Source organism: Hyphomicrobiales bacterium (assembly GCA_017642935.1).
Classification (GTDB): domain Bacteria; phylum Pseudomonadota; class Alphaproteobacteria; order Rhizobiales; family MH13; genus MH13.
This window is the reverse complement of the sequence record JAEPOK010000002.1, coordinates 450189-474004: the sequence shown is the minus strand read 5'-3', so window position 1 is coordinate 474004 and position 23816 is coordinate 450189. Positions and strand designations below refer to the sequence as shown.

Here is a 23816-nt window from a genome sequence, read left to right as displayed (position 1 = left end):
ACAAACGCTCGTTCGTCAAAACGGATGGGCGGTGTCATGCCATCGCGATGGTTCGAAATCAAGAGTTGCCGGGTCGCGTCGACGGCCAGCCAAAGAACGGCCGCCGACGAATCGCTGGCGTTAGCCGTTGGATGCCGGCTTTTGGACAGGCGCTCCGTTGGACTCATCCTGGCCGGCGATCGATTTCACAAGTTCAACGATACGGCGGCGAATGGCTGGGTCCTTCACGCGGAGAAAAGCCCGGGTCAGCTCCACACCATCTGATGATGTCAGCAGTTCCGAAACATAGCTGACGCCGCCTTCGGCAAAGCCGAGGGCCGGTTGTTCACCGGGCAGATCGTCATAGAAATAAGAGATCGGAACTTTCAGCTCGTTGGCGATGTCGCGCAGGCGACCGGCGCCAATACGATTCGTTCCTTTTTCGTATTTCTGGATTTGTTGGAACGAAACGCCGAGCGCCTCGCCAAGTTTTTCCTGGCTCACCGAAAGCATCATGCGACGCATGCGCAGTCGGGTACCAACATGGACATCAACTGGGTTAGGCGCTCGTTTGTTAGCCATAGGGTAGACTTTGACCATACCCCGCATGCCCTTACGGAACGTGCAGGTCCTTTCGTGCACAAGTGAATGGGTACTTTAGTTCATGAATGACACTATAGGTGTATAAAGCAAGAGGCTTTGACTCAAGCTAAAACCGGTTTTTGCTTCCCCTGGTAGTAATAAGAAGATGCTAAAATCATAGCGAGTATAAGCCAAAACGGCGTATTTCCCAAGCGGACAAAAAAAGTTGTCGGCAAAGCTTCTGGGAGCGCAACGTCAATGACGCCCTGTTCGTTGATACCCAGTGCATTAGTGACACGACCGTAAGGATCAACCATTGCGCTGATGCCGGTGTTGGCCGCGCGTACAAGTGGTAAGCCGGTTTCCACTGATCGCAGACGCGCCTGAAAAAAATGTTGGTGCGGACCGGCGCTAGACCCGAACCAGGCATCATTTGTGACGTTGAGCAGATAGTCGGGCTGATTCGTTTGCACGCCCTCACGCACAAATCCGGTGAAGATCGCTTCGTAACAAACGAGCGCTAAGCCAGCTAAACCATTAGTCGACCGCAATGTGTCCGCGCCAGAACCGGCCACAAAACCGGCGGGAGCTGACACCAATGGGCGCAGCCCGATTCGGTCGATGAGATCGGCGAACGGAAGCTGCTCACCAAACGGCACCAAGCGCACCTTGTCATAGGCATCGACGATCTCGCCGCGATCGTTGAGCGCGTAGACCGAATTGTAGAAAACCCGAGCATCGCTTCCCCGCGGCTCGGCGCGGATGGCGCCTGACAGCAGATTGACCCCGAGAGGTAAGGTCTGGCCGATGGCCGCCAACACGTCAGGGCGTTGCGTCAGCAGGAAAGGGAACGCGGATTCCGGCCAAACAACATGGCTGACACCCAAAACACCCAATTGTTCAGCGCCCGTCTGTCGCGTGGTCAGCTCAAGCAGCGTCGCGACATGGGCCTCGCGAAGGGTGGGGTCCCATTTCTCGTCTTGGGCAATGTTGGGCTGGACGATCCGCATCGCAACATCGGGAACCATCTCTGGTGATGTTCCAGCTAGCCGCAGCGCGCCGTAACTTGCCCACACGATCAAGGCGAAGACGCAAGCGAGCGCTGCGACACGCGAGCCACGTCCGACCACGTCGCGTGGCCAAAGTCCTGTTGGCACCATTGCTACGAGCAACACCAGGAGGCTCGCCGCCAGCGGGCCGGTCAAAGACAGGCCTTGCAGCAAACCGTCGTGCAGGCCGAGCGCGCTGTGGAAGCCATTCCAGGGGAACCCGGTGAATAGCACGCCGCGCAAGGCTTCAAAGACTGCCAGTAGGCAGGCGAGCATGCCGACTCGGGAAAAGCCGGTGCTCCAAAACCGCCCGGCGATCGCGCAAGGCAGCGCGATAAAAAGCGCCAGGCCGCCGGGGATCAATGTCAGTGCGAAGGGGATGAGCCAGCCATGGGCAGCAGCATCCACCAGAAGCGCTTCGCCAATCCAATAAAGCCCTGCCAGAAAAAACCCGAAGCCGAACCACCAGCCGACGGCAAACGAGGGCCCGATGAGGCGGGATATCCAGCGGCTGTTTTTCGCGGGCGCTGGATCTGCATCGGCGCCATCAAGCAACAGCACAAGAGCGGGCAGCGTGAGCCAAAGGACCGGGGCAATAAACAGCGGTGGCATCGCCAGCACGCTCACGGCACCGGCAAAAAACGCCGCGGCCAGCCTGCGCCATCCATGCATCAGAACCAGGCCGTCCGCGATGGCGTGCACACCGCTCAGCATGGCGTCCGGTTAGGTCCCTGTTGCTTGATCGAACGGCTCGTTGTCTTGGCCACTCGCTGCACGATCGGCCTGGTCACCATCAAGCTGCGTCGCTGGACGGCTGGCGCGTCGCGGTGCGCGTGGGTCGCGGCGGCGCAGGCCTGCCGGATAGACCTTTAGGCGTTTGATGCGGCGCGGATCGGCATCCGTCACCTCGATGTCGAGCCCTTCGACCGTATCGATCAACTCGCCACGCACCGGAATGCGACCGAGCGCCGTAAACACCAGACCACCCAACGTATCGATCTCATCAGCATCATCCTCGTCGATCTCGAAAAGATCGCCGAAAACCTTCTGAACGTCTTCGATGGGAACACGCGCATCGGCCACATAACCGCCATCGCCGATCGCATCGAAATGCGGCGCGACCTCATCATCGTGCTCGTCCTCGATATCGCCCACGACGGTTTCAATCAGATCTTCCAGGCTGATGAGGCCATCGGTGCCGCCATATTCATCGATCACCAGCGCCATCTGGACGCGGTTCGCCTGCATCTGCGCCATCAGATCGGTCGCCGACATAGAGGCCGGCACGAACAAGAGCGGGCGAGCGATTCCGGCATCTTTCAAATTGGTATCAAGATCGATCTTGCGCAGATCAAAACCCGCAGCCTGCGCGGTCTCTGTCGCCTTGCCACTGCCCTGCTCGACCGCGGCTTTGCGCGCCCGCGCGCGATTGCGCGGCGAGGTGTCCTCGTTGCGCGCCCGGTCAATCAGATAGGACACGACGTCTTTGATGTGGACCATGCCGACCGGGTGATCGAGCGAACCATCAAAAACCGGCATGCGCGAATGGCCGGAACTGCGCAGGTTTTCCAGCACCTGACCAAGCGGAACCAATTGATCGATGGCGACGATATCAGCGCGCGGCACCATCACGTCTTCGGTGCGCGTTTCGCGCAGGCGCAAAATGTTGCGCAGCATCAACCGTTCTTCGGGAGAGAAATCATGACCAATGCCTTGGTCTTCCTCCAGCGCGTCTTCAAGGTCGGTGCGCAGATCCGTGCCGTTCGTGGCCGGTTTCAGCCAGCCAAACAATCGGTTCACCCAGGGGGCGTCCGAAGATGCTGCGCGTGCAGTTTGCGATTGTGGGTTGGAAGGGGCCGTCATCTGACGGCCCGTACTGGAGGGCTCTAAGCTCGAAGCGTCGTCGGTCATCAGCGTGCAGCCGATTTTGCCAGCTGCGATCCTTGTTACACGGTCGTCATTGCGCCGCCCCGATAGGGATCGGCTATGTCAAGCGTCGCCAGAATGCGCGTTTCGAGCGCTTCCATGGCCTCTGCTTGCAGGTCTTCTTCATGATCATAGCCCAGAAGGTGCAAAAAACCATGAACGATCAGATGGCTCATATGGGCATGCAGGCTGATTTGGCCAGCCTCCGCTTCCCTCTCTATCGTCTGCAAGGCGAAAACAAGGTCACCGAGCAAAAACGGGCGCTTTCCATTCAGCTCAGCAAGAGCATCTGACGCAAGGGCGGGGAAGGAAAGCACGTTGGTCGGCTTGTCCTTGCCGCGATGCTCCCAATTGATCGTTTGCATCGCTGGATCATCGGTCAGAACGACGCTGATCTCGCCAAGGGCAAGGTTGAAGTCTGTGGCCGATGTCGCCGCGCCAATGGCGGCTTCGAACCAGGTCGAAAGGGTGTCTTCCTCTGGCCAGTCTCCAGCCTCTATGACGAGGTCGATGTTTGGCCTCACCGGTCCCCGCCCAGAAGTGGCGCTTGACGTTCAGCGGCGGCACGGACCCTTCGGCGCGCCGCCTCGTCATAGGCTGAGACGATTTCGCTAACCAGCGGATGGCGGACCACATCTTCGGCCCGGAATTTTAGGTGCACGATCCCATCGATCTCGCGCAGCATCCGGTAAGCCTCGGCAAGGCCTGAAACTTGGCCAGGCGGCAAATCGACCTGGCTCGGATCGCCGGTGATGATCATCTTTGACCCCTCGCCGAGGCGGGTCAGGAACATCTTCATCTGCATTGAGGTGGTGTTCTGCGCCTCATCAAGGATCACCACGGCGTTGGCCAGCGTGCGCCCGCGCATAAAGGCAAGCGGCGCGATTTCGATGACCTGGTTCTGCAAGCCTTTCTCAACTTTGTCGGCCGGCATCATGTCATAGAGCGCGTCGTAAAGCGGGCGCAGATAAGGGTCGATCTTCTCTTTCATATCGCCCGGCAAAAAGCCGAGCCGCTCACCAGCTTCGACCGCTGGGCGTGAGAGAATCATCCGTTCCACATCGCCGCGCTCCAAAAGCGCGGCAGCATACGCCACGGCCAGATAGGTCTTGCCGGTGCCGGCAGGGCCAGTGCCGAACACCATCTGCGCACGGTCGAGCGCGCGAATATAGGCATCCTGCGCAGGATTACGGGCCGTAATGGTTTTCTTGCGCGTGCCGATGGTCGCCAAAGCAAGCTTGCCGCCACGTGGTTCAATGGCCGGTAGGTTCAGCTGGGCTGAGGCCGTTTCGGCCATGCGTACTGCGCCATCGACATCGCCGGGGTGGAGCGTGTGCCCCTGCTCCAAACGCTTGTACAAACTGTCGAGAACCTGACGGGCGAGCGCGCAAGCATCCGGCGTGCCCTTGATGGAAACCTTGTTGCCGCGCGCAGCAGCATCAACACCAAGCTTGTGCTCGATGATCGCGAGGTTTTGGTCAAATTGACCGTAAAGGTCGCCCACCAGCCGGTTGTCATCGAACTCCACCACGATGTGCGCCAAATCGGACGCGTGACCTTCCACAGAGGGTTGGGTCTCGGTGAGATCGTTCAAGAGGCGGCCTCCAGCATGGGTTCAACGGTCGAGATGGGACCTGATTCGGCAAGATCTGCAAACAGACTATTGGTCCCGGTGTGCGTAATTGTGACGGTTTGCAAGCTTCGCAGCATGCTTTTCGGCGCCTGCACATTGACCGGCTGTAGCCAGGGCGAGCGGCCAACCAATTGGCCTTCATTGCGCCCTATTTTCTCAAACAGAACTGGGAAGCTGCGGCCGACGCGGCTTTGCTGAAACGCCTGCTGTTGGCTGGTGATCAGCGCCTGAAGCGCGTGCAAGCGCTGCGTCATCACATCGTCCGGCACATGGTCATCCATCAACGCGCCTGGTGTTCCTGGGCGCGGGGAGTATTTGAACGAGAACGCAGCGGCGTACTCCACATCGCGGATGAGCTGCATCGTGTCGTCAAAATCCTGATCGGTCTCACCGGGAAATCCGACGATGAAATCGCCGGACAGGGCAAGATCAGGCTGAACCGCCCGAATGCGGTCAATCAAGCGGCGATACTCATCAGCTGTGTGCCGCCGGTTCATCGCCTTTAAGATGCGGTCGGAACCCGACTGCACCGGCAGATGCAAATAGGGCATCACTTCGGGTAGATCGCGATGCGCAACGATCAGATCATCATCCATGTCGCGCGGGTGACTGGTCGTGTAACGCAGGCGCCAAAGCCCATCAATCTCGGCCAGCGCGTACAAGAGCTTGGCTAGCGACCAAGCCTGCCCGTCTGGTCCTTCGCCGTGATAGGCATTGACGTTCTGCCCGAGCAAAGTGATCTCGCGCACCCCGGCATCGACCATGGCGTGGGCTTCAGCGAGGATTTTCGCCACGTCTCGCGATACTTCCGCGCCGCGAGTGTAGGGCACCACACAGAAGGTGCAGAACTTGTCGCAACCTTCTTGAACGGTCAGGAACGCGGTTGGCCCGCGGCTGGCGAGCACCTTCTTTGGCGTCATGCCGATGACGTCGAATTTGTCCTCATCGGGAAACTCGGTGAGCACGACCCGTTCGCCTTGGCCAGCGCGCGCAACCATGTCCGGCAGCGCGGAATAGCTTTGCGGACCGACCACCAGATCGACCACGCCGGCGCGCTTGGCGATCTCTTCGCCCTCGGCCTGCGCGACGCAACCGGCAACGCCGATCATCGTCTCTTTGCCAAGCGCGGCGCGTTCACCCTTCACTTTGCGCAGGCGGCCAAGCTCCGAATAGACCTTCTCGGCAGCCTTCTCGCGTATGTGGCAGGTGTTGAGCAGGATCAGGTCGGCATCAGTCTGGTCCTGCGTCGGCGTGAAGCCGGCAGGCGCCAAGGCGTCTGCCATACGGTCGGAATCATAGACGTTCATCTGGCAGCCATAGGTCTTGATGAAGACCTTCTTGGCAGCGGGTGCGTTGTGCGAACTCATACGTCGGCCGAAACCTTTTGGAGAGAAGACCTGTCGGAGAATGATCGGCGGTGTTTAGCGAATAAACGCCGGTCCGCCTAGGGCCAAGCGGCCTCAGCGGCGCTTAGCTGTCGCGACCACGCAACTTCATCGCCAGCGTCTGCCGCACTTCCTGTTCCATCGCCTTGGCGGCGCGTTTGCGTCCGCCCAGTTCGGCAACGTTCATCGGCTCGCCAAGCACCATCACCACATCAAGCGGTCCACCATGGATGGTGTCGAGCAAGCTCGGCAGCAGATCAAGATCGCCGTACCAGCCAAGTGTTGCCCGTTGCCCGCGAGAAATTGGCAGGCCATCGCGGCGCAGATAGGCGATCGTGAAGGGTTGCACCATCACATCTTTGGCGTCTTCCACCAGCGCACCCAGAAGTGCGGGACGAAACGGCAGGACTTGCCCGCCATCACTGGTCGTGCCTTCGGCAAACAGCACCAAGCGATCACCATCGGCGAGCGCTTGACGCATCGTATCCGCCATCTTGCCGGTGTCGGTCTTGCGGGTGCGGCTGACAAAAAGCGTGTTTTGCAGCCGGGCCAGGGTGCCGAACACTGGCCAGTCGGCAACATCGTCTTTGGAGATGAACCGAAACCGCCCTCGCGCCCCGATCATCACAATGTCGAGCCACGAGACATGGTTGCCAGCGAGCACCACCGGCCCCTTGGCCAGTTTCGAGCCCTCGAACCGCACGCGCACACCCATGCACCAAAGGGCGATGGCATGGAAAGCGATGGGAAGTCGCGAGGACACGGCTTTGAGCCGCAACAGATTGGCGAGCCATTGGATCGGCGCCAGCACGATGAGTGCGATGATCAGGGGGATCATCTTGAACGTTGCTCGCACGATGTCCCAGGTGCGTGGGCGCTCACCGGGATGCAGATCGGCCATCATGAGCCTTCTCGCTTCAAGGGACGCCCGAAAAGCTCGAGCCGATGGTCCACCAGTTTGAAGCCCAGCCGTTCGGCGATCTTTTCTTGCAGCGCTTCTATCTCCGGATCGGAAAATTCAATCACTTTGCCCGTCGTCACGTCGATAAGGTGGTCGTGATGCTCGTCGGGCGTTTGTTCGTAGCGCGCGCGTCCATCGCCAAAATCAAGGCGCGCAACAATGCCGGATTCCTCAAACAGTTTCACCGTTCGGTAGACCGTCGACATGGATATGTTGCCGTCAATTGCCGAGGCGCGGGCGTAGAGCTCTTCCACATCTGGATGATCGTCCGCCTGGTCGATCACCCGCGCAATGACCCGCCGCTGGTCGGTCATGCGCATGCCGCGTTGGGCGCACAGATCTTCAAGCGGAATATCGGTCTGGCGGGCGTTCTGCGGCATCAAGGTCAGGACCCCTTCCCCATTTGGCTAGGTGCCCGGGTGGCTACCCGTATTCTCGGCGCATGACAAGCGCGCGGACTTTCGATCCATCGGCTTGCGTAGCATAGGCCGGACGCTCACCAACTTGGGTGAATCCCCGGCGCCGGTAAAGCGTGATCGCGCTCTCATTGCCGTCAGCAACTTCAAGGAACACGGCGCGTACACCTTTTTGGCGCAGCGCCATCAAGGCATCATCGAGCAACCGTGTCCCATAGCCACGACCGCGGCAATGCCCCGCAACCGCAAAGGTCAGCACCTCGCCTTCGTCGCCGGCCTGGCGCACCATGATGAACCCCTCGACCGGACCGCGACCGAACCAGCTCAACGGCCGGATCATGCACGTCGTCACCGCTGGATCATCGATCAGACCGGCAAGGTCTTCAGCGTTCCAACCGATTGGGAAGGCAGCGTCATGCAACGCCGCTAGTTCGCCGGCCTCCTCCACCGTGGCGTTTTCGACGATTCGCATCCGCGTGACGCCCGCACGCAAGGGATCAACGGCCCAATGGTACCAATCATCAAATGCAGAAGAGGTCGACATGCAGCGAGTCTACACGCTGCCGATGCTCGATCCAACGCGTAATCCGGCAGGCTTGGCAGCAATGGCATCGGCCGGTTTTAGGTAAAGCGGCCGCGGTTTTTCACCAGCATCGCTGGCCGCCGCTAGCTCGGCCAGCGCTTCAATGGAGGGCACCTGCGCGCTGTCTCCAAGCGTGACCTGTTTGCCGGCCGAGCGTGCAAGCGCGGCAATGATGGGCGTTGCTGGCCCGACAAGACGGCCACCTTGGGGAACCGAAGCGGCAAAAACCAGGTCAGCCATGACGCTCGGCTGCTCCATCGCCGTTCCATCGATCTCGAATCGCTGGCCGTAAACCAAGCCATTGCGGGCATCGATGGCGACACATCGAACCGCGGCCACGTCACTCGCCAGGCGATCGGTCACCGCCATGGCTTCCAGCGTACCAATCCCAACAATGGGGATATTCAAAGTCGCCGAGAATCCGCGTGCCGCGGCTAGGCCAACGCGCATGCCGGTGAACGAGCCCGGACCAACCGTGACGGCGACGCGATCAAGGTCTTCATAGGTGATGACGGCCTCGCCGAGCCCATCTTCCACCATCGGGATCAAGGCTTCGCCATGGCCGCGCAACATGGTCATTGAACGCGAACTAACAACACGCGCGCCATCTGACACCACCGCTTGGCAGGCCGGCCCAGCGGTGTCGATGCTTAGGATGAGCCCGGTCTTATCAACCGGCGCTAGGGAACCAGGGGTCATGCCATCAACCTAAGCGAGCGCTGTGCGGAACAGGCAGTCGGGGAAACCTGTAGAGATGGGTCGCGCCTGCAAAAGTCTGACGCGCCATCTATTCCGCGAAAGAAACAATCAGCGCGCCAATCCTATGGGACAGTCAGCTTGCTCGCACTTCCTCGACACCCGGCACAAAGTGGCGAAGTAGGTTTTCGATGCCGTTCTTCAAGGTCGCCGTCGAGGACGGGCACCCAGCGCAGGCGCCGCGCATATTCAAATAGACAACGCCATCCTGGAAGCCCTTGAAGGTGATGTCGCCGCCATCCTGAGCCACGGCTGGGCGCACGCGCGTTTCCAGTAGCTCTTTGATCGTATCGACCATCGCGCGATCATCTTCGGCAAAAAACTCCGCGCCATCGCTGTCTGGCGTTTCATCGGCATCCTCGATGAGGATTGGCATGCCGGTCACGAAATGCTCCATGATTCCGCCAAGGATTGCCGGCTTGATGTGCGACCAATCTTCCACATCAGCGGTCACGGTGACGAAATCCTGGCCGAAAAACACGCCGGTCACGCCGGGAATCGCAAAAAGACGCTGCGCCAGCGGCGATTTTTCCGCGCCAGTGGCCGAGCGAAAGTCGAGCGTGCCTTCTTCCAACACGTTTTTGCCGGGCAGGAATTTCAGGGTGGACGGGTTTGGCGTCGACTCGATTTGAATGAACATAAAAACCTCCAAACGGGGCCGCGTTGCCGCATGAGGGGGCGACCGGCCGCTTTGTCACGCCGCGCGCGGCGGTTGTCTGAACCGTCTACGTTGCTGGCGTTCTTTGAGATTGGTTATGACGCAAAAGTGCTAGTTTGGAAAGGTTCTAATGAACACTTTGCCGGTCAAATTGGGCCGGCTATATCGCGTCGCTTCGGTTGTGTATGTGGCAAATCAGGTCAGCCAGCCGGATTCCAGCCCCCGTGCCCAATCTTCGCGATCATAGGCGCGGGCCTGAGCTGCTGCTGTATCGTGATCATAGGGCACCGAACGGAACGTCACGTCCCATCGCTCATCCCGCTGCGTCAGGATCGCGTAGCTCGCGTTCGGCGTTCCGGCCTGCATTCTATGTGGAACAGGCAGTTCGTCGGTATAGGCCGGGCAGCCGACCGATCCGGGGTTCACCAGCACGTGACCGGATGAAAGCCGCGCAATGCGCGGAATGTGCGTATGACCGCACAGCAGGAGATTAGCACCCGCAGCATGTTCATCGATCTGCTCTTCCAGTTCATCCCGGGTTGCCTGGCGGATCGTACCGTCGGGCAAAACCCGTTCCATCCAATAGGTATCATCGGCGCGCGGCGTCGCATGACAGGCGTAAACGCTCGGAAACGGAGTGAGGCTGGTTGGCAAGGTCCGCAGCCAATCAAGATGCGTTGGAGACAGCGCTGCATGCGTTACCGCATCGGTCGGACCCATGGCGTCGGGGTCTTGCTCGATTAGATAGCGATCATGATTGCCGCGGACCGTCGGCCAGCCGAGCGGAATGATCCGCTCGGCCACGCCAGCAGGGTCGATCGGTCCCGACAGCACGTCGCCGAGATTGACGATCTGGTCGATTCCTTCGCGTTGCAAGTCCTCGATCACAGCCTCGAGTGCAAGCGCGTTGCCATGAATGTCGGCGACGGCGGCAAAGCGCATCAGCTCGTCTCGTCCAGGGTGAGTTCGATATCCAGATCGTCGAGCTTTTCCGCAAGATATGCCCGCGCATCCTGAATGCCGGCATTGTAGAGCGACGGACCGAGCTGTCCGATCATGAAAGTCAGCAGTTCTTCGGCGCGAAAGGCACTCAAGGTCTCGTCGAACTCATCGCTGAAATAGGCTTGGAGGGCCGTGACAAGTTCGGCGCGGCGCTCCGGCGACAGGTTTAGCTTGGTCATGCGATGGCTTCGATGGTCGCATCGTCCATATCGCCAGGCACGATGGTCACCGGCACGGGGAAGCCGCCGCCGCGCGCGGCAATCGCGGTGACCAGCGGTCCTGGGCCGTCTTTGCCGAGACCGGCGCCCAGCACCAGAATGGCGATGTCTTCATCGTCGTGGATCAATTGGGTGATTTCTTCCAGCGCTGTGCCTTCGCGCACCAACCGTTCCGGCGTCAGCGACAGCCCGCGCGCACGCAGCAGACCGGTATAGCGATCGACCGTCGCATCAGCCTCGGCCTGGGCCTCGGCGCGCATGATCTCTTCCACACCAAGCCAATGCTGAAACTCAGATGGAGGCACAAGGTAAAGCATGGAGAGCCCACCGCCGGTCCGTTCCGCACGGCGGGCAGCATAGATCACCGCACGCTCGCACTCAGGCGTATCGTCGAGAACCACCAGAAACTTGCGCTGATGGCCTTCGTCAAAGGCTCGGCGTGCTTTGAGCATGGTTTTCTCCGCCCGTCCTATCGAGTGGCGCGTAGCCTACCGCACCAATCCTAGCACGTCATAGACTTCATCCAGCACGGGTATTGCGATTTCGCGCGCCCGCTCTGCGCCATCGCGCAGCACAGCGTCCAGCGCCGCTTGATCGCTCTCGATCCGCACCATCTCATCGCGAATAGGTCCAAGCCTTTCCACCGCGACCTCGGCAAGGGCAGGTTTGAACGCACCGAAGCCCTGACCGCCAAACTGCGCGATCACATCCGCCTTGCTGATGCCCGCCAGGGCGCCATAGATGCCGACCAGATTGTCGGCTTCCGGGCGGCCTTCCAAGCCTTCCAAGGTTTCCGGCAAAGGCTCTGGATCGGTCTTCGCTTTTTTGAACTTTCTAGCGATCGTGTCGCGATCATCCGACATGTTGATCCGCGATAGATCGGATGGGTCAGACTTCGACATCTTCTTGGTGCCATCACGCAGGCTCATCACGCGCGTTGCATCGCCCAGGATAAGCGGATCGGTCAGCGGGAAGACCTCTTTGCCCCAGTCATTGTTGAATTTCTGGGCAATGTCGCGCGTCAGTTCCAGATGCTGCTTTTGGTCTTCGCCAACCGGCACGGCGGTTGCCTTGTAAAGCAGGATGTCGGCGGCCATGAGCGTTGGATAAGCGTAGAGGCCAACGCTCGCCTTTTCGCGATCCTTACCAGCCTTTTCCTTGAACTGGGTCATGCGGTTAAGCCAGCCCAGGCGTGCCACGCAGTTGAAAACCCAGGCCAGCTGCGTGTGCTCGGCAACCTGGCTCTGATTGAACAGCGCTGATTTCACCGGATCGAGCCCCGAGGCGATGAAAGCCGCCGCCACATGCCGTGTTGCCCGCGCCAGTTCTTCAGGGTCTTGCCAAACGGTGATCGCGTGAAGATCGACCATGCAATACAGGCAGGTATGCGTGTCTTGCAGCGGCACGAAATTGCGGATCGCGCCTAGATAATTACCGAGCGTCAGCTGGCCGGAGGGTTGAACACCGGAAAAGACGCGCGGTTCGAAGGTCGTGCCAGCTGGGGTCCCAGATGGTTCACTCATGACGATGTGTCCTGAAGGATTGAAAAGCGGTCCGCCTTATCGCGGGTCTTCCTCGCCTTATCAAGATGCGCCCTGATCGGGCATGGGCTTGCGGGTCAGCATACGCTTCATTTCGCCTAGTTTCGCCGCGCCTGTAACGTGCGCGAGGCCAAAAAAGGTGAGCACCCCAGCAAGCACCAAGCCAGCAAGCGCGCTAACCCGCATCAGCAGTGGTGAGGTGATGGCAAGCTGCGTCTCAAGCAGCCCGGCAAGTCCGATGAGCAGCGCGCCCATGGCGATCGCACACCCAAGCAGGATTGCGACTTTGACCATCAAGGCGCGTTCGATGTGCCAATAGCCGCGTTTGACAATGAGATAATAAAGCACCAGCGCATTGACCCAGCCGGCCAGGCTGGTCGCCAACGCGATGCCGACATGGCCGATGAACGGAAACAGCGCCAGGGAACAGGCAACGTTCACCGCCACCGAAAGGCCGCCGACCAGCATTGGCGTTTTGGTGTCTTCGCGGGCAAAAAAGGCCGGCGAGAAGACCTTGATCAAGACAAAGCTTGGCAGGCCAATGGCAAAAGCTTGCAAAGCCGCCGCCGTGCCGATGCGTGCCTCTTCGCCGAAGGCGCCACGCTCGAACAGCACCGACACCAGCGGCACCGGGATGGCGGCCAACGCCACAGCCGCCGGAAGCGTCAGCAGCATGGCGAACTCCAGCGACCGGGCACTTGCGACTTTGACACCCGCTTCATCGCCGGCTTTCAATCGACGTGACAGTTCCGGCAGTAGCACGACGCCGATGGCGATGCCGACCACGCCAAGCGGCAATTGATAGAGCCGGTCGGCATAGTAGAGCAGCGAAACCGCGCCCGCTTGGAGCGAGGCGATCATGGTGCCGACAACGATGTTGATCTGCGTGATGCCGCCGGCAATGACCCCCGGCACCCCTAAGGAAACCAGCCGCTTCATCCGCTCTGACCAGCGCGGCCGCACCAGCTTGAGCAGAAATCCGGCGCGGTGCAGATCGCCGACAACCAATGCCAGCTGGGCAAAGCCGCCAATGACCACGCCGATGGCCAGCCACATACCCGCCTCAGCCTCGCCTGCCAGATCGGCTTCCAGCAACGCCCAGAGCACGCCGATCAGAACGACATTGAGCAGTGTCGGCGCGAAAGCCGCCGCTGCGAACCGTCCAAGCCCGTTCAACACGCCCGATATCAACGCCAGGATCGAAACCAGCGTGAGATAGGGGAAAGTGATCCGGGTCAGAAACACCGTTAGGTCGAACTTGTCCGGGTCGCCAATGAAACCTGGCGCCAGGACCAGCATCAGCAGCGGCATGGCGATCATCGCAACCGCGGTAACCAGGGCGAGAACGGTCAACAGTCCGGCCATCGCCTCCTGTGCAAAGGCTTTGGCGTCCTCGCGCCCCTCGCCCTCAAGCGTTCGCGCGAACAGCGGCACGAAGGCGGAGTTGAAGGCGCCTTCGGCAAACAGGCGGCGAAATAGGTTGGGAAACCGAAACGCGACCACGAAGGCATCAGCCACGGGCCCTGTGCCCAACGCGGCTGCCATCAGTATATCACGGACAAACCCAAGCACGCGGCTCGACAGCGTCGCACCGCCGACGGTTGCGAAGTTGCGCAGCAGGCTCACACCGCCAACTCCATAGGTTAGGAGCGCGCTTTGGATTTCGAACGCCGGGCCGGGCGCGGCGCAGGCGTCGATGGTGCTGGCTCAGACGGGTCCGGCACAGCGGCATTGCCGCGACCACGACGCGCAAGGGCCGCAGGCCGCGGTTTGGCAGGCGTTCCACCAAGCACGTCTTCCAGCTTGGCTTTGATGGCGTTCAATTTGGCCCGCCGCGTTACTTTTTGGCCCATGAGATCGGTCACATAGAACACGTCGACCACGCGCTCCCCGAAGGTTGCGACATGGGCTGAATGCGTGTCGAGCGAGAGGTCGGCCAGCGCACTTGCTAGATCGTGAAGCAGGCCCGGGCGATCGCGGCCAGCTGCCTCGATCACGGTGAAACGCTCCGAGCCCTGATTGTCGATCATTACCTCCGGCGGCACCTTGAAGGCTTTGACGCGGCCTTTGACCTTGCCTTTTTCAGCCATCATCGGCGGCAGATGCACATCGCCTTTCAGCGCACTTTCCAGCGTCGCGGCGATACGATCAGCGCGGCGGCGCTCATCGGCCTCCTGCTCGAACTCTTGGCGGATCAGGATCGTATCGAGCGCCTTACCGGTGGCGGTTGTGTGGATTTGCGCGCCGACAATGTCGGATTTGGCCGCGACACACGCCGCCGCAATCGTGGAAAGCAGCCTTGGGTGGTCGGGCGTATAAAGCACGATTTCCGTCACGCCTTCGAAGCTGTGCACTGCCGTCAGCGTCGCAAAGGCCTCGCCGGCCTCATCGGCGTTCTTGATCAGGTGCGCGTGGGCGATCTTGCGGTCGAGATCAGTGCGCAGCCAATAGGGCGGGTAGTGCATGGCAGCATAAGCCTCGCGCTCTTCCTCGCTCCAATCCGGCAGAGCTTCGAACAGCATCGCCTGCGCCGCCGTCACACGCTGTTCGCGGGCGGCCTCGGAGTGCCCGCCGGTGAGAATGATCTCGGTTTCATAGTAAAGCGTGCGCAGGAGCTGGCCCTTCCAACCGTTCCAAACGCCTGGCCCGACGGCGCGAATGTCGCAAACCGTCAGGATAAGAAGCAGCTTGAGTCGCTCCAACGTCTGCACACGCGCGGCGAACGTTTCGATGGTGGTTGGATCAGACAGATCGCGCGACTGGGCGGTCATCGACATCACCAAGTGATCTTCGATCAACCAGGCGACCAGCTCCGTTTCACTGGCTGACAGGCCAAAACGTGGGCAGAGGCGTCGGGCGATCTTGGCGCCCTCGATGGAATGATCCTGCGGCCGACCCTTGGCGATATCGTGCAGGAATAGTGCGACGTACAAGGCGCGTCGGTTCTGAATGGTCGGGAGCAACACGACCGATAGCGGGTGCTCTTCTTTCAAGTGCCCGCTCTCGATCTGAGCGAGCACGCCGACCGTCCGCAGCAGATGCTCGTCCACCGTGTAATGGTGGTACATATTGAACTGCATCATCGCGACGACTTTGCCGAAATCCGGCACAAATCTGCCCAAAAAGCCCGTCTCGTTCATGCGGCGAAGCGTGGCCTCCGGTCGGTTCTTCGAACAAAGAATCTCCAGGAAAATGGCGTTCGCATCGGGATCATTCTTCATCGCCGGTGTGACGAGTTTCAGCGACAGGGTGACCAGCCGCGTGGCGTCGGGATGAAGCGCCAACCCATATTTGTCGGCCAGTTGAAAGAAACGAAGCAGGTTCGCCGGATCCTCGGAGAACACCGTTTCGCGCGCCACGTTGAGGCGGAAGTTATCGACCAGAAAATCGGTGTTGCCCGGCAGCGTTTTGACATTGCGACGGCGCAGCGGCCCGAGCATGCGATCTAGGATCGGCGTCGGTTTGGCTTCGTTCTCCTCCAAACGCGCGCACAGAATGCGGGTCAGATCGCCGACATCCTTGGCAACCAGAAAATAGTGCTTCATGAATCGCTCGACCGGCTGCATGCCGGGATGGTCGGTGTAGCCAAGGCGTTGGGAAATATCGCCTTGCAGGTCGAACGACAAACGGTCGTCGGGCCGACGCATCAGAAAATGGATGTGGCAGCGTGTTGCCCACAGGAAGTCGCTGCCCTTCACGAACGCGTTGTATTCGCGCCGCGTGAACACACCCTTGGTGACCAGCTCCGCCTCAGTATCGACCTGGTAGACATATTTGCCGATCCAAAAAAGCGTGTTGAGATCGCGCAGGCCGCCCTTGGATTCCTTCACATTGGGTTCGACCACATAGCGTGAGGACCCCTGTTTTTTATGCCGGGCATCGCGTTCGCCAAGCTTGGCCGAGACGAATTCGGCCGCTGAGCCTTTGACGACCTGATCCTGAAACGCGCTCTGGAATGTTTGAAACAGCGGCGCATCGCCAAGAATGTACCGCGTTTCCAAAAGCGCGGTGCGGATTGTCATGTCGGTTTTGGCAAGCTTCACGCACTCATCCACGGTGCGCGTGGCGTGACCCACCTTGAAGCCGCAATCCCAGAGAAAATAGAGCAGGCTTTCGACAACCTGTTCGCCCCACGGGGTCTGTTTGGCGGGGCGCAGAAAAAGAAGATCGATGTCCGATTGCGGGCCAAGCGTTCCCCGGCCATAGCCGCCGACGGCGCAAACCGCGATGCGCTCGCCCTGCGAGGGGTTCACCAGCGGATAGCGATACTCGGTGACAACGCGATAGAGCGTCTGGATCAGAATGTCTTCGGCAAGCGACAGGCGCTGGGCGCAGGCCAGGCCGCCGCGGTCCTCCAGCAAAAGTGCCTCGGCGGTTTGCAGGATGTTGACCACCGCCGCTTTGACGATCGGGATCAGGTCGGCATGGGCATCATCATACGAGCCAGCGCTTTCGATCGCATCGCGCATCTCAATGTAAAGCGCCTCGCCATCAAGAAGCGGTGGGGCGTCGTCACGTTGGACGAGCTTGGGCATCGTGCGGGGGCGTCTGGCGGGCATGTTAGGCAGGATCTTTCAGCTGTTTGGCCAGATCATAAACGAAATCGAGCGCTTGGCGTGGCGTCATTTGGTCAGGGTCATGGCCTGCCAAAAGTGCCGAAAGCTTGGCGTGAGCCGCCGCACCAATCTGCTCCTGGGTTGGCGCTGTCGTCGCGGCTACCGGCTTGGCGGCTGAAAAAAGTGGAAGGCCTTCAAACAGACCGCCGTCTCCATTGGCTTTTTCACCGCTATCCTGGCGCGTTTCAAGATGATCGAGAACCGAGCGTGCCCGCGCAACCACCGGCGCGGGAAGGCCGGCGAGCTTGGCCACCTGAAGGCCGTAGGAGCGATCGGCCGCTCCTGGCACGACTTCGTGCAGAAAGATGACATCGCCTTCCCACTCCTTGACCTTGAGCGTGCGGTTGTCGACACGCTCCAAGCGTTCGGAAAGCACGGTCAGCTCGTGGTAGTGGGTGGCAAAAAGTGCCCGGCAGCGACTTTCATCATGCAGATGTTCAACGCAGGCCCAGGCGATGGAGAGCCCGTCATAGGTGGCCGTGCCGCGACCGATCTCGTCCAGGATTACCAGCGAGCGGGGGCTTGCTTGATGAAGGATCGCAGCGGTTTCCACCATCTCGACCATGAAGGTTGATCGCCCGCGTGCCAGATCGTCGGCGGCGCCGACACGGCTGAACAGCGCATCGACAAGACCAAGGGTTGCTGATCTGGCGGGCACATAGCATCCGGCTTGGGCGAGGATCGCAATCAGCGCGTTTTGTCGCAAAAATGTTGATTTGCCGCCCATGTTCGGACCGGTTACCAGATGGACCGTACCGGCATCATCGCCCTCGGCTCCTAGCGCGCAGTCATTGGCGACGAAGTGCTCTTTGCCGTCCTGACGCATGACTTTTTCAACCACCGGGTGGCGCCCAGCTTCGATCTGGAAGGACAAATCATCGCGCATCTGCGGGCGAACCAGGCTCTCCCGGACGGCTGTTTCAGCAAGGCCTGCGGCCACATCGAGTTGTGAAAGCGCATCGGCAACGCCCTGAATACTGTGTCGCTTCTCTTTGATTGCCTCGCAAAGCTCTTCGAACCGCGCCACTTCCAGTGCCGTGGCGCGCGCGCCGGCACTGGCAATCTTCGCTTCCAGTTCGGCCAGTTCCTTGGTGGAAAAGCGCATGGCATTGGCCATGGTCTGGCGATGGAAGAACATCTCCGCTTGCTCTTGCAGCGGAGCAGCTTGTAGCGTGGGCACTTCGATGAAGTAACCAAGCACGCCATTGTGCTTGATTTTGAGCGACTTGGCCTGCGTCTGCGCGCTATAGGTGGCCTGCAAGCCCGCAATCACTTTGCGCGCATCATCGCGCAAGGACCGTGCCGCATCGAGGTCGGCATCCACACCCTTGGCGACAAACCCGCCATCACGGGCAAGCAGCGGCGGGCTGTCGGAGAGCTCATCCACCAAACGACCAGCCAGCGCCATAGGGCGTTCAGCAAGTCCCTCCTTCGCCTGGCCAACGAGCGATGGGAGATCGCCTTGCAGCAGGTCATGAACCATGCCCGCCTGATCAAGCGCCGCACCCATCGCCACCAGGTCGCGTGGACCGGCGCGCCCAAGCATCACACGCGACAACGAGCGAGAAATATCCGGCGCACCTTTTAGCCTGGCGCGGACATCGGCACGGACGGCTGGATCATCCACGAACCAACCAATGGCATCGTGGCGGGCGCCGATTGCGCCCAAATCGGTAAGCGGTGCAGAAAGCTGGTCGGCCAACCGCCGCGTCCCAGCCGAGGTCACGCACGCATCCACCGCGGCAAGCAGTGTCGTGGCATTTTCACCCGACCGAGCCCGCACCAAGTCAAGGCTAGAACGCGTCGCTTCATCGATAGCCATCGTGCCGTCTGCACGTTCGCGCTGCGGCGGTTGCAAGCTTGCAAAGGCCTGTTTTTGCGTGCGCTCCACATAGCCGATCAGGGCCGAGGCTGCGCGTAACTCGCACCGGGAGAGTTCACCGAACGCATCGGTGGAGGCAACACCAAACGCCTGCGCCACTTTTTCGCCCGCCTGTCCGCCATGGAACACCGCGCCGGGCTGCGGCGAGAGCGCGCCACCCAACCGACCAAGCGCCACTTGGATCGGGCTGTCCGGATCAATCGTGTCGGGATACAGCGATTCGGCCGGTGCTAGCCTCGCCAGCTCTGCCTCGACACGCTCGCTTGATATCTCGCTGAGCCGAAAGGCACCGGTGGAAAGGTCCAACCACGCAAGGCCGACGGTTTCGCCATTGGCGTCCGGCGCCAGCGCAACCAGCCAGTTGGAGGCGCGCGCCGGCAAAAGCGTGTCCTCGGTCAGCGTGCCGGGCGTGACAAGGCGCACCACATCACGCTTCACCACGGCTTTGGAGCCGCGTTTTTTGGCTTCCGCTGGGTCTTCGATCTGCTCGCAGACGGCCACCTTGTGACCGGCAGCTATCAGCCGTTGCAGATAGTCGTCCGCTGCATGAACCGGCACGCCGGCCATCGGGATGTCCGCACCCTGATGCTTGCCACGGTTGGTAAGCGCGATGCCGAGCGTCTGCGCGGCTATGGCGGCGTCGTTGAAGAACAGCTCATAAAAGTCGCCCATTCGGAAGAAAAGCAGGCTGTCGGCATTGGCGGCCTTGATCTCCAGATACTGCGCCATGACAGGCGTTGCGCCCACCGTATCAGGCAGGGACGACCCTTTTGCGTCGGCGCGTGTCGGGGCGGGGGCGGCATCCATCCACCCTATCTAGCAAACACCGGTGCAAACGCCAGAACCAGCGGCCTTGAAAGCGGTGTATAGCGCTTTGGGCGAACGCCTCCGGTTTTTTGTTGCAGCGCACTTCCTCTTATGGCCAACGGCCCCTAAGGTCCGCCCCCACCAATCAACAAGAACAATCATGATGTAAGGCAGGAACGCGCGCAGATGGGCAAAGAACCAATCAAAGATCCGCACAGGTCCCGCAGCACGTTCGGCAGCAAACGCCCGGCGATCACAGACCAGGATGCGCTCGATTTTCACAGCCAAGGCCGACCCGGCAAGCTGGAAGTTGTACCGACCAAGCCGATGGCGACGCAGCGCGATCTCTCGCTGGCCTATTCACCAGGTGTTGCGGTTCCGGTGGAAGCCATCGCCGCCGATCCTGACACAGCCTTCGATTACACCGCACGCGGCAACATGGTGGCCGTCATTTCCAACGGCACAGCCATTCTCGGACTTGGCAATCTGGGCGCCCTAGCATCAAAGCCGGTGATGGAGGGCAAGGCGGTGCTCTTCAAGCGTTTTGCTGACGTCGATTCCATCGATCTGGAAGTCGATACCGATGATGTCGACACCTTCATCAACGCGGTGAAACATCTTGGGCCATCTTTTGGCGGCATCAATCTGGAGGACATCAAGGCACCGGACTGCTTCATCATCGAAAGCCGCCTGCGCGAAGAGATGGATATCCCCGTCTTTCACGACGACCAGCATGGCACGGCGATTATCGCCATGGCTGGGCTCATCAATGCGCTTGACCTGACCAATCGCGACATCAAGGACACCAAACTGGTGTGCAACGGCGCTGGCTCGGCGGCGATCGCCTGCATCGAGCTCATCAAGGCTTATGGCATGCCTGCCGAAAACATCACGCTCTGCGATACCAAGGGCGTGATCTATCAGGGCCGCGAAGCTGGCATGAACCAGTGGAAAGCTGCCCATGCGGTCAAGACCAAGGATCGAACCTTGGAAGAGGCCGTAAGGAATGCCGATGTCTTCTTTGGCCTGTCGGTCAAAGGCGCGCTGACCAAGGACATGGTCGCCTCGATGGCCGACAATCCGATCATCTTCGCCATGGCAAACCCGGATCCTGAGATCACGCCGGAGCAGGTGGCAGAAGTCCGCGAGGATGCAATTGTCGCCACGGGCCGTTCCGACTACCCGAACCAGGTCAACAATGTCCTTGGCTTCCCCTACATCTTCCGTGGTGCGCTTGACGTACGGGCAACGACGATCAACGACGACATGAAGATCGCCGCGGCCAACGCGCTTGCGGAGTTGGCACGTGAAGATGTTCCCGATGAGGTTGCCTCCGCCTATCAGGGCACGCGCCCGCGCTTTGGGCCAAATTACATCATCCCTGTGCCCTTCGATCCGAGATTGATTTCCTCCATCCCGGCCGCGGTGGCCAAGGCTGCCGTCGATAGCGGCGTCGCCCGCCGTCCGATCATCGACGACAACCAATACCGCGCCCAGCTTTCCGCACGCCGCGACCCTGTCGCAGGCGTGCTCAACCGCATCTATGAGCGCGTGAAACGCTTGCAGAAACGCGTGGTGTTTGCCGAAGGCGAAGAGGAACAGGTGATGCGCGCCGCCGTGTCCTTCACCAGCCAAGGGCTGGGGCAGGGCATTCTTGTCGGTCGGGAAGACGAAATCAGACGCGTGGCCGAGGAAGCAGGCATCGACATCGGCGGGCTGACCATCGCCAACGCCCGAGTATCGCGGCGCCAGGAAGACTATGCGGAATTCCTCTATCAGCGGCTGCAGCGCAAAGGCTTCCTCTATCGCGATTGCCAACGCATGGTGAACACCGATCGCAACTATTTTGGCGCGGCGATGGTGGCGATGGGCGAGGCCGATTCCATGATCACCGGCACGACGCGCAACTATTCGGTTGCGCTTCAAGCGGTCCGCCGTGTCGTTGATGCCAAGCCCGGACATCGCGTCATCGGCGCGTCGCTTTGCTTGTGCCGCGGGCGCACGGTGCTGATCGCCGACACCGCCGTCCACGACATGCCGACATCTGAAGAACTAGCCGATATCGCCGAAGAGGCAGCAGGCGTGGCGCGCCGCCTAGGTTATGAGCCGCGCGTTGCGATGCTCGCCTACTCCACGTTTGGGCATCCTCCCGGCGAACGTTCTGAGCGTGTGCAGGAGGCCGTGCGCATTCTCGACAAACGCCGCGTCGATTTCGAGTACGATGGTGAGATGAACGCCGATGTGGCGCTCAACATGGATGTGATGGAGCAATATCCGTTCTGCCGCCTGACCGCGCCGGCCAATGTGCTGGTGATGCCGGCTTTCCATTCCGCGTCCATCGCTACGAAGATGCTTGAGGAGCTCGGTGGCTCGACCGTGATTGGCCCGCTGCTGGTGGGTCTCGACAAACCGATCCAGATTGCACGTCTTGGCGCACGCGATACCGAGATCGTCAATATGGCGGTGCTATCGGCCTACAATGTGAGCGTTTAGGGGTCAAAGCAGGTGTGCCGCAGGCAAAGACCGTGCGGGGAAACCGAGTATCCCTCGCTAAAGCGCAGCGAGGCCGCCGCCTTTGCGCAGGACCAGCGCGCGCACCGAGGATGGCAGTGCGTTCCAGAGCATCTTCATCAGGGGTCGGGCGCCGCGCAGATAGCCGTCGCGATAGATCAGGCCGAGCATGCCGGTGGGCACGATGTGATCGGCCACACTAACTGTGCGGTTCGACCAGCTTTGCTTGTAATCACTCATCGGCGCGAGCATGTCATACCCCGCCCAGCCATCGTCGAACCCGTGCATCACCGATGATTCCATCTGCACCTTACCGGCGCTCAGATTCTCATAGGCCGGGTCGTAGGTGCCCATAAACGCAGCATTCCCAAGCGGTCCCAGCAGACCGATTTCGATGGCGACCGGCTCATCGTCCACACGTTGGACAAACAGACGGATCGGGTTGTGATCACTTTGTCGACTGCACGCTTCCTGGAGCGCTCCAAGCGCGCGCGCATCCATGAAAGCGCGGCTCGACAGGCCGCGTTCGGCGAGCCAGGCGATCTTCCATTTCAGCGCAAGGGCGCAATAGTCAGCGCCTTCTGCCCCGGCTTTGACAACGTCGAACGACAGCTCACCTTGTTCTGCCAGCTTGCGACGTTTGGTTTTGCGGTTCTTCTTCGAGCGCTTGGAGAAGGTTGCGAAATAGCCCTCAACATCGTCAAATTGGGTGAAATCAGCGAGGGCGGCCACACGCGCTTCGCCGACAGCAGTCGTCGATAGGTCCAGGACCTGAGCAATCCGCGAATCCTCACGCACATTGCGCAGATGCAAGCCGCCAACACGCCATGAGCCAAGCGCGTCGGACAGAACCGCCCGCAGCGCCATGCGGTCGGCTGCCGGGTCCATCAGAATGTCGCCATACTGAACCAGCGGGTCGCCGATCCACTCGGCCATATTGACCAACCCAGAAATCTTTTGGGCGAAGGGCGCCAACGCGACCATGGTTCCGGCTTGGTTGTAGATGGCCAATACATGGGCTTGGTGAGTCGGCGCATCGCCGAACACATAGGCATCAAGCCAGGGCAGGCAGAGATCAAACGATTGAAAGACCGCCGAACCTTCGGAGATCTGTTCCAGACGTTGCCACTCGTCTTTGAGATCCATAACGGCGTCGCGCGTCGTGACTTCGACCGAGGCATAACGGGTGGAGGCGGTGGGGGTTTCGGCGCGAGATCGCGTAAGGACACGCGGTGCGGTGGCCGTCCCGGCAAAGGGAATATCGGCAGGGGTGCTCATCGGGGCGCCTTCGTGCAGCGGAAGAAAAACGTT

General features: G+C 60.4%; 20 protein-coding genes. 1 reads left to right on the top strand and 19 read right to left on the bottom strand.

What is annotated here, in order from left to right; genetic code table 11:
• Positions 1-120 precede the first annotated feature (120 nt).
• The 18 genes from JJ917_11590 to mutS all read right to left on the bottom strand — a co-directional run bounded on the left by JJ917_11590 (position 121) and on the right by mutS (position 19994).
• Complete coding sequence (locus JJ917_11590; GenBank protein MBO6699465.1) at positions 121-561, bottom strand: helix-turn-helix domain-containing protein; 441 nt, start codon at positions 559-561, stop codon at positions 121-123.
• Between the two features lie 122 nt (positions 562-683).
• Positions 684-2324 carry an apolipoprotein N-acyltransferase gene (gene lnt, locus JJ917_11585; GenBank protein ID MBO6699464.1) on the bottom strand — a complete coding sequence of 547 codons (1641 nt, stop codon included), beginning with the start codon at positions 2322-2324 and terminating at the stop codon, positions 684-686.
• 9 nt (positions 2325-2333) lie between these two features.
• Entirely contained in the window at positions 2334-3473 is a 1140-nt protein-coding gene (locus tag JJ917_11580; protein MBO6699463.1) for an HlyC/CorC family transporter, read from the bottom strand.
• 83 nt (positions 3474-3556) lie between these two features.
• Positions 3557-4060 carry an rRNA maturation RNase YbeY gene (ybeY, locus tag JJ917_11575; GenBank protein ID MBO6699462.1) on the bottom strand — a complete coding sequence of 168 codons (504 nt, stop codon included), beginning with the start codon at positions 4058-4060 and terminating at the stop codon, positions 3557-3559.
• Positions 4057-5079 carry a PhoH family protein gene (locus tag JJ917_11570; GenBank protein ID MBO6699461.1) on the bottom strand — a complete coding sequence of 341 codons (1023 nt, stop codon included), beginning with the start codon at positions 5077-5079 and terminating at the stop codon, positions 4057-4059. Before JJ917_11570 ends, ybeY begins: the two co-directional genes overlap by 4 nt.
• Positions 5080-5126: 47 nt before the next feature.
• On the bottom strand, positions 5127-6536 hold the full coding sequence (gene miaB, locus JJ917_11565) for a tRNA (N6-isopentenyl adenosine(37)-C2)-methylthiotransferase MiaB (protein MBO6699460.1): 1410 nt from the start codon (positions 6534-6536) through the stop codon (positions 5127-5129).
• A 103-nt stretch (positions 6537-6639) separates the two neighbouring features.
• Positions 6640-7458: a 1-acyl-sn-glycerol-3-phosphate acyltransferase gene (locus JJ917_11560; GenBank protein ID MBO6699459.1), complete on the bottom strand. Its 819-nt coding sequence runs from the start codon at positions 7456-7458 to the stop codon at positions 6640-6642.
• Positions 7455-7895, bottom strand: a complete 441-nt coding sequence (locus tag JJ917_11555; protein ID MBO6699458.1) for a transcriptional repressor — start codon at positions 7893-7895, stop codon at positions 7455-7457. The genes JJ917_11560 and JJ917_11555 overlap by 4 nt, the downstream gene beginning before the upstream one ends.
• Before the next feature lie 43 nt (positions 7896-7938).
• Positions 7939-8475 carry a GNAT family N-acetyltransferase gene (locus JJ917_11550; protein MBO6699457.1) on the bottom strand — a complete coding sequence of 179 codons (537 nt, stop codon included), beginning with the start codon at positions 8473-8475 and terminating at the stop codon, positions 7939-7941.
• Positions 8476-8484: 9 nt separating this feature from the next.
• Positions 8485-9213: a tRNA (adenosine(37)-N6)-threonylcarbamoyltransferase complex dimerization subunit type 1 TsaB gene (tsaB, locus tag JJ917_11545; protein ID MBO6699456.1), complete on the bottom strand. Its 729-nt coding sequence runs from the start codon at positions 9211-9213 to the stop codon at positions 8485-8487.
• Between the two features lie 133 nt (positions 9214-9346).
• Positions 9347-9910, bottom strand: a complete 564-nt coding sequence (locus JJ917_11540) for a NifU family protein (protein MBO6699455.1) — start codon at positions 9908-9910, stop codon at positions 9347-9349.
• A 213-nt stretch (positions 9911-10123) separates the two neighbouring features.
• Positions 10124-10870: a metallophosphoesterase family protein gene (locus JJ917_11535; GenBank protein ID MBO6699454.1), complete on the bottom strand. Its 747-nt coding sequence runs from the start codon at positions 10868-10870 to the stop codon at positions 10124-10126.
• Positions 10870-11109 carry a DUF2164 domain-containing protein gene (locus JJ917_11530; protein ID MBO6699453.1) on the bottom strand — a complete coding sequence of 80 codons (240 nt, stop codon included), beginning with the start codon at positions 11107-11109 and terminating at the stop codon, positions 10870-10872. The genes JJ917_11535 and JJ917_11530 overlap by 1 nt, the downstream gene beginning before the upstream one ends.
• The gene (locus JJ917_11525; protein MBO6699452.1) at positions 11106-11600 is read right to left on the bottom strand and encodes a universal stress protein; all 495 of its coding nucleotides are present in this window, start codon (positions 11598-11600) and stop codon (positions 11106-11108) included. Before JJ917_11525 ends, JJ917_11530 begins: the two co-directional genes overlap by 4 nt.
• 36 nt (positions 11601-11636) lie before the next feature.
• Positions 11637-12671, bottom strand: coding sequence for a tryptophan--tRNA ligase (gene trpS / locus JJ917_11520; GenBank protein MBO6699451.1), 1035 nt, complete (start codon positions 12669-12671; stop codon positions 11637-11639).
• Positions 12672-12731: 60 nt separating this feature from the next.
• Positions 12732-14315 carry a murein biosynthesis integral membrane protein MurJ gene (gene murJ, locus JJ917_11515; protein ID MBO6699450.1) on the bottom strand — a complete coding sequence of 528 codons (1584 nt, stop codon included), beginning with the start codon at positions 14313-14315 and terminating at the stop codon, positions 12732-12734.
• 17 nt (positions 14316-14332) lie between these two features.
• Positions 14333-17224 (bottom strand): [protein-PII] uridylyltransferase, encoded by a 2892-nt coding sequence (locus JJ917_11510; GenBank protein MBO6699449.1) that lies wholly within the window; start codon positions 17222-17224, stop codon positions 14333-14335.
• Positions 17225-17249: 25 nt separating this feature from the next.
• The gene (gene mutS, locus JJ917_11505; protein MBO6699448.1) at positions 17250-19994 is read right to left on the bottom strand and encodes a DNA mismatch repair protein MutS; all 2745 of its coding nucleotides are present in this window, start codon (positions 19992-19994) and stop codon (positions 17250-17252) included.
• Between the two features lie 186 nt (positions 19995-20180).
• On the opposite strand from mutS, the gene JJ917_11500 reads away from it, so the two are divergent.
• Positions 20181-22487 carry an NADP-dependent malic enzyme gene (locus JJ917_11500; GenBank protein MBO6699447.1) on the top strand — a complete coding sequence of 769 codons (2307 nt, stop codon included), beginning with the start codon at positions 20181-20183 and terminating at the stop codon, positions 22485-22487.
• Between the two features lie 57 nt (positions 22488-22544).
• Here the strand turns inward: JJ917_11500 and JJ917_11495 are convergent, their stop codons facing one another.
• Positions 22545-23783, bottom strand: a complete 1239-nt coding sequence (locus JJ917_11495; GenBank protein MBO6699446.1) for a GNAT family N-acetyltransferase — start codon at positions 23781-23783, stop codon at positions 22545-22547.
• Between the last annotated feature and the right edge of the window lie 33 nt (positions 23784-23816).

What these genes read in the sequence shown, in the direction of transcription:
- JJ917_11590 (MBO6699465.1), bottom strand. Translation starts at nt 561, where the DNA reads ATGGCTAACAAACGAGCGCCTAACCCAGTTGATGTCCATGTTGGTACC.
- lnt (MBO6699464.1), bottom strand. Translation starts at nt 2,324, where the DNA reads ATGCTGAGCGGTGTGCACGCCATCGCGGACGGCCTGGTTCTGATGCAT.
- JJ917_11580 (MBO6699463.1), bottom strand. Translation starts at nt 3,473, where the DNA reads ATGACGGCCCCTTCCAACCCACAATCGCAAACTGCACGCGCAGCATCT.
- miaB (MBO6699460.1), bottom strand. Translation starts at nt 6,536, where the DNA reads ATGAGTTCGCACAACGCACCCGCTGCCAAGAAGGTCTTCATCAAGACC.
- JJ917_11560 (MBO6699459.1), bottom strand. Translation starts at nt 7,458, where the DNA reads ATGATGGCCGATCTGCATCCCGGTGAGCGCCCACGCACCTGGGACATC.
- JJ917_11555 (MBO6699458.1), bottom strand. Translation starts at nt 7,895, where the DNA reads ATGCCGCAGAACGCCCGCCAGACCGATATTCCGCTTGAAGATCTGTGC.
- JJ917_11550 (MBO6699457.1), bottom strand. Translation starts at nt 8,475, where the DNA reads ATGTCGACCTCTTCTGCATTTGATGATTGGTACCATTGGGCCGTTGAT.
- tsaB (MBO6699456.1), bottom strand. Translation starts at nt 9,213, where the DNA reads ATGACCCCTGGTTCCCTAGCGCCGGTTGATAAGACCGGGCTCATCCTA.
- JJ917_11540 (MBO6699455.1), bottom strand. Translation starts at nt 9,910, where the DNA reads ATGTTCATTCAAATCGAGTCGACGCCAAACCCGTCCACCCTGAAATTC.
- JJ917_11535 (MBO6699454.1), bottom strand. Translation starts at nt 10,870, where the DNA reads ATGCGCTTTGCCGCCGTCGCCGACATTCATGGCAACGCGCTTGCACTC.
- JJ917_11530 (MBO6699453.1), bottom strand. Translation starts at nt 11,109, where the DNA reads ATGACCAAGCTAAACCTGTCGCCGGAGCGCCGCGCCGAACTTGTCACG.
- JJ917_11525 (MBO6699452.1), bottom strand. Translation starts at nt 11,600, where the DNA reads ATGCTCAAAGCACGCCGAGCCTTTGACGAAGGCCATCAGCGCAAGTTT.
- trpS (MBO6699451.1), bottom strand. Translation starts at nt 12,671, where the DNA reads ATGAGTGAACCATCTGGGACCCCAGCTGGCACGACCTTCGAACCGCGC.
- JJ917_11510 (MBO6699449.1), bottom strand. Translation starts at nt 17,224, where the DNA reads ATGCCCAAGCTCGTCCAACGTGACGACGCCCCACCGCTTCTTGATGGC.
- mutS (MBO6699448.1), bottom strand. Translation starts at nt 19,994, where the DNA reads ATGGATGCCGCCCCCGCCCCGACACGCGCCGACGCAAAAGGGTCGTCC.
- JJ917_11500 (MBO6699447.1), top strand. Translation starts at nt 20,181, where the DNA reads ATGGGCAAAGAACCAATCAAAGATCCGCACAGGTCCCGCAGCACGTTC.
- JJ917_11495 (MBO6699446.1), bottom strand. Translation starts at nt 23,783, where the DNA reads ATGAGCACCCCTGCCGATATTCCCTTTGCCGGGACGGCCACCGCACCG.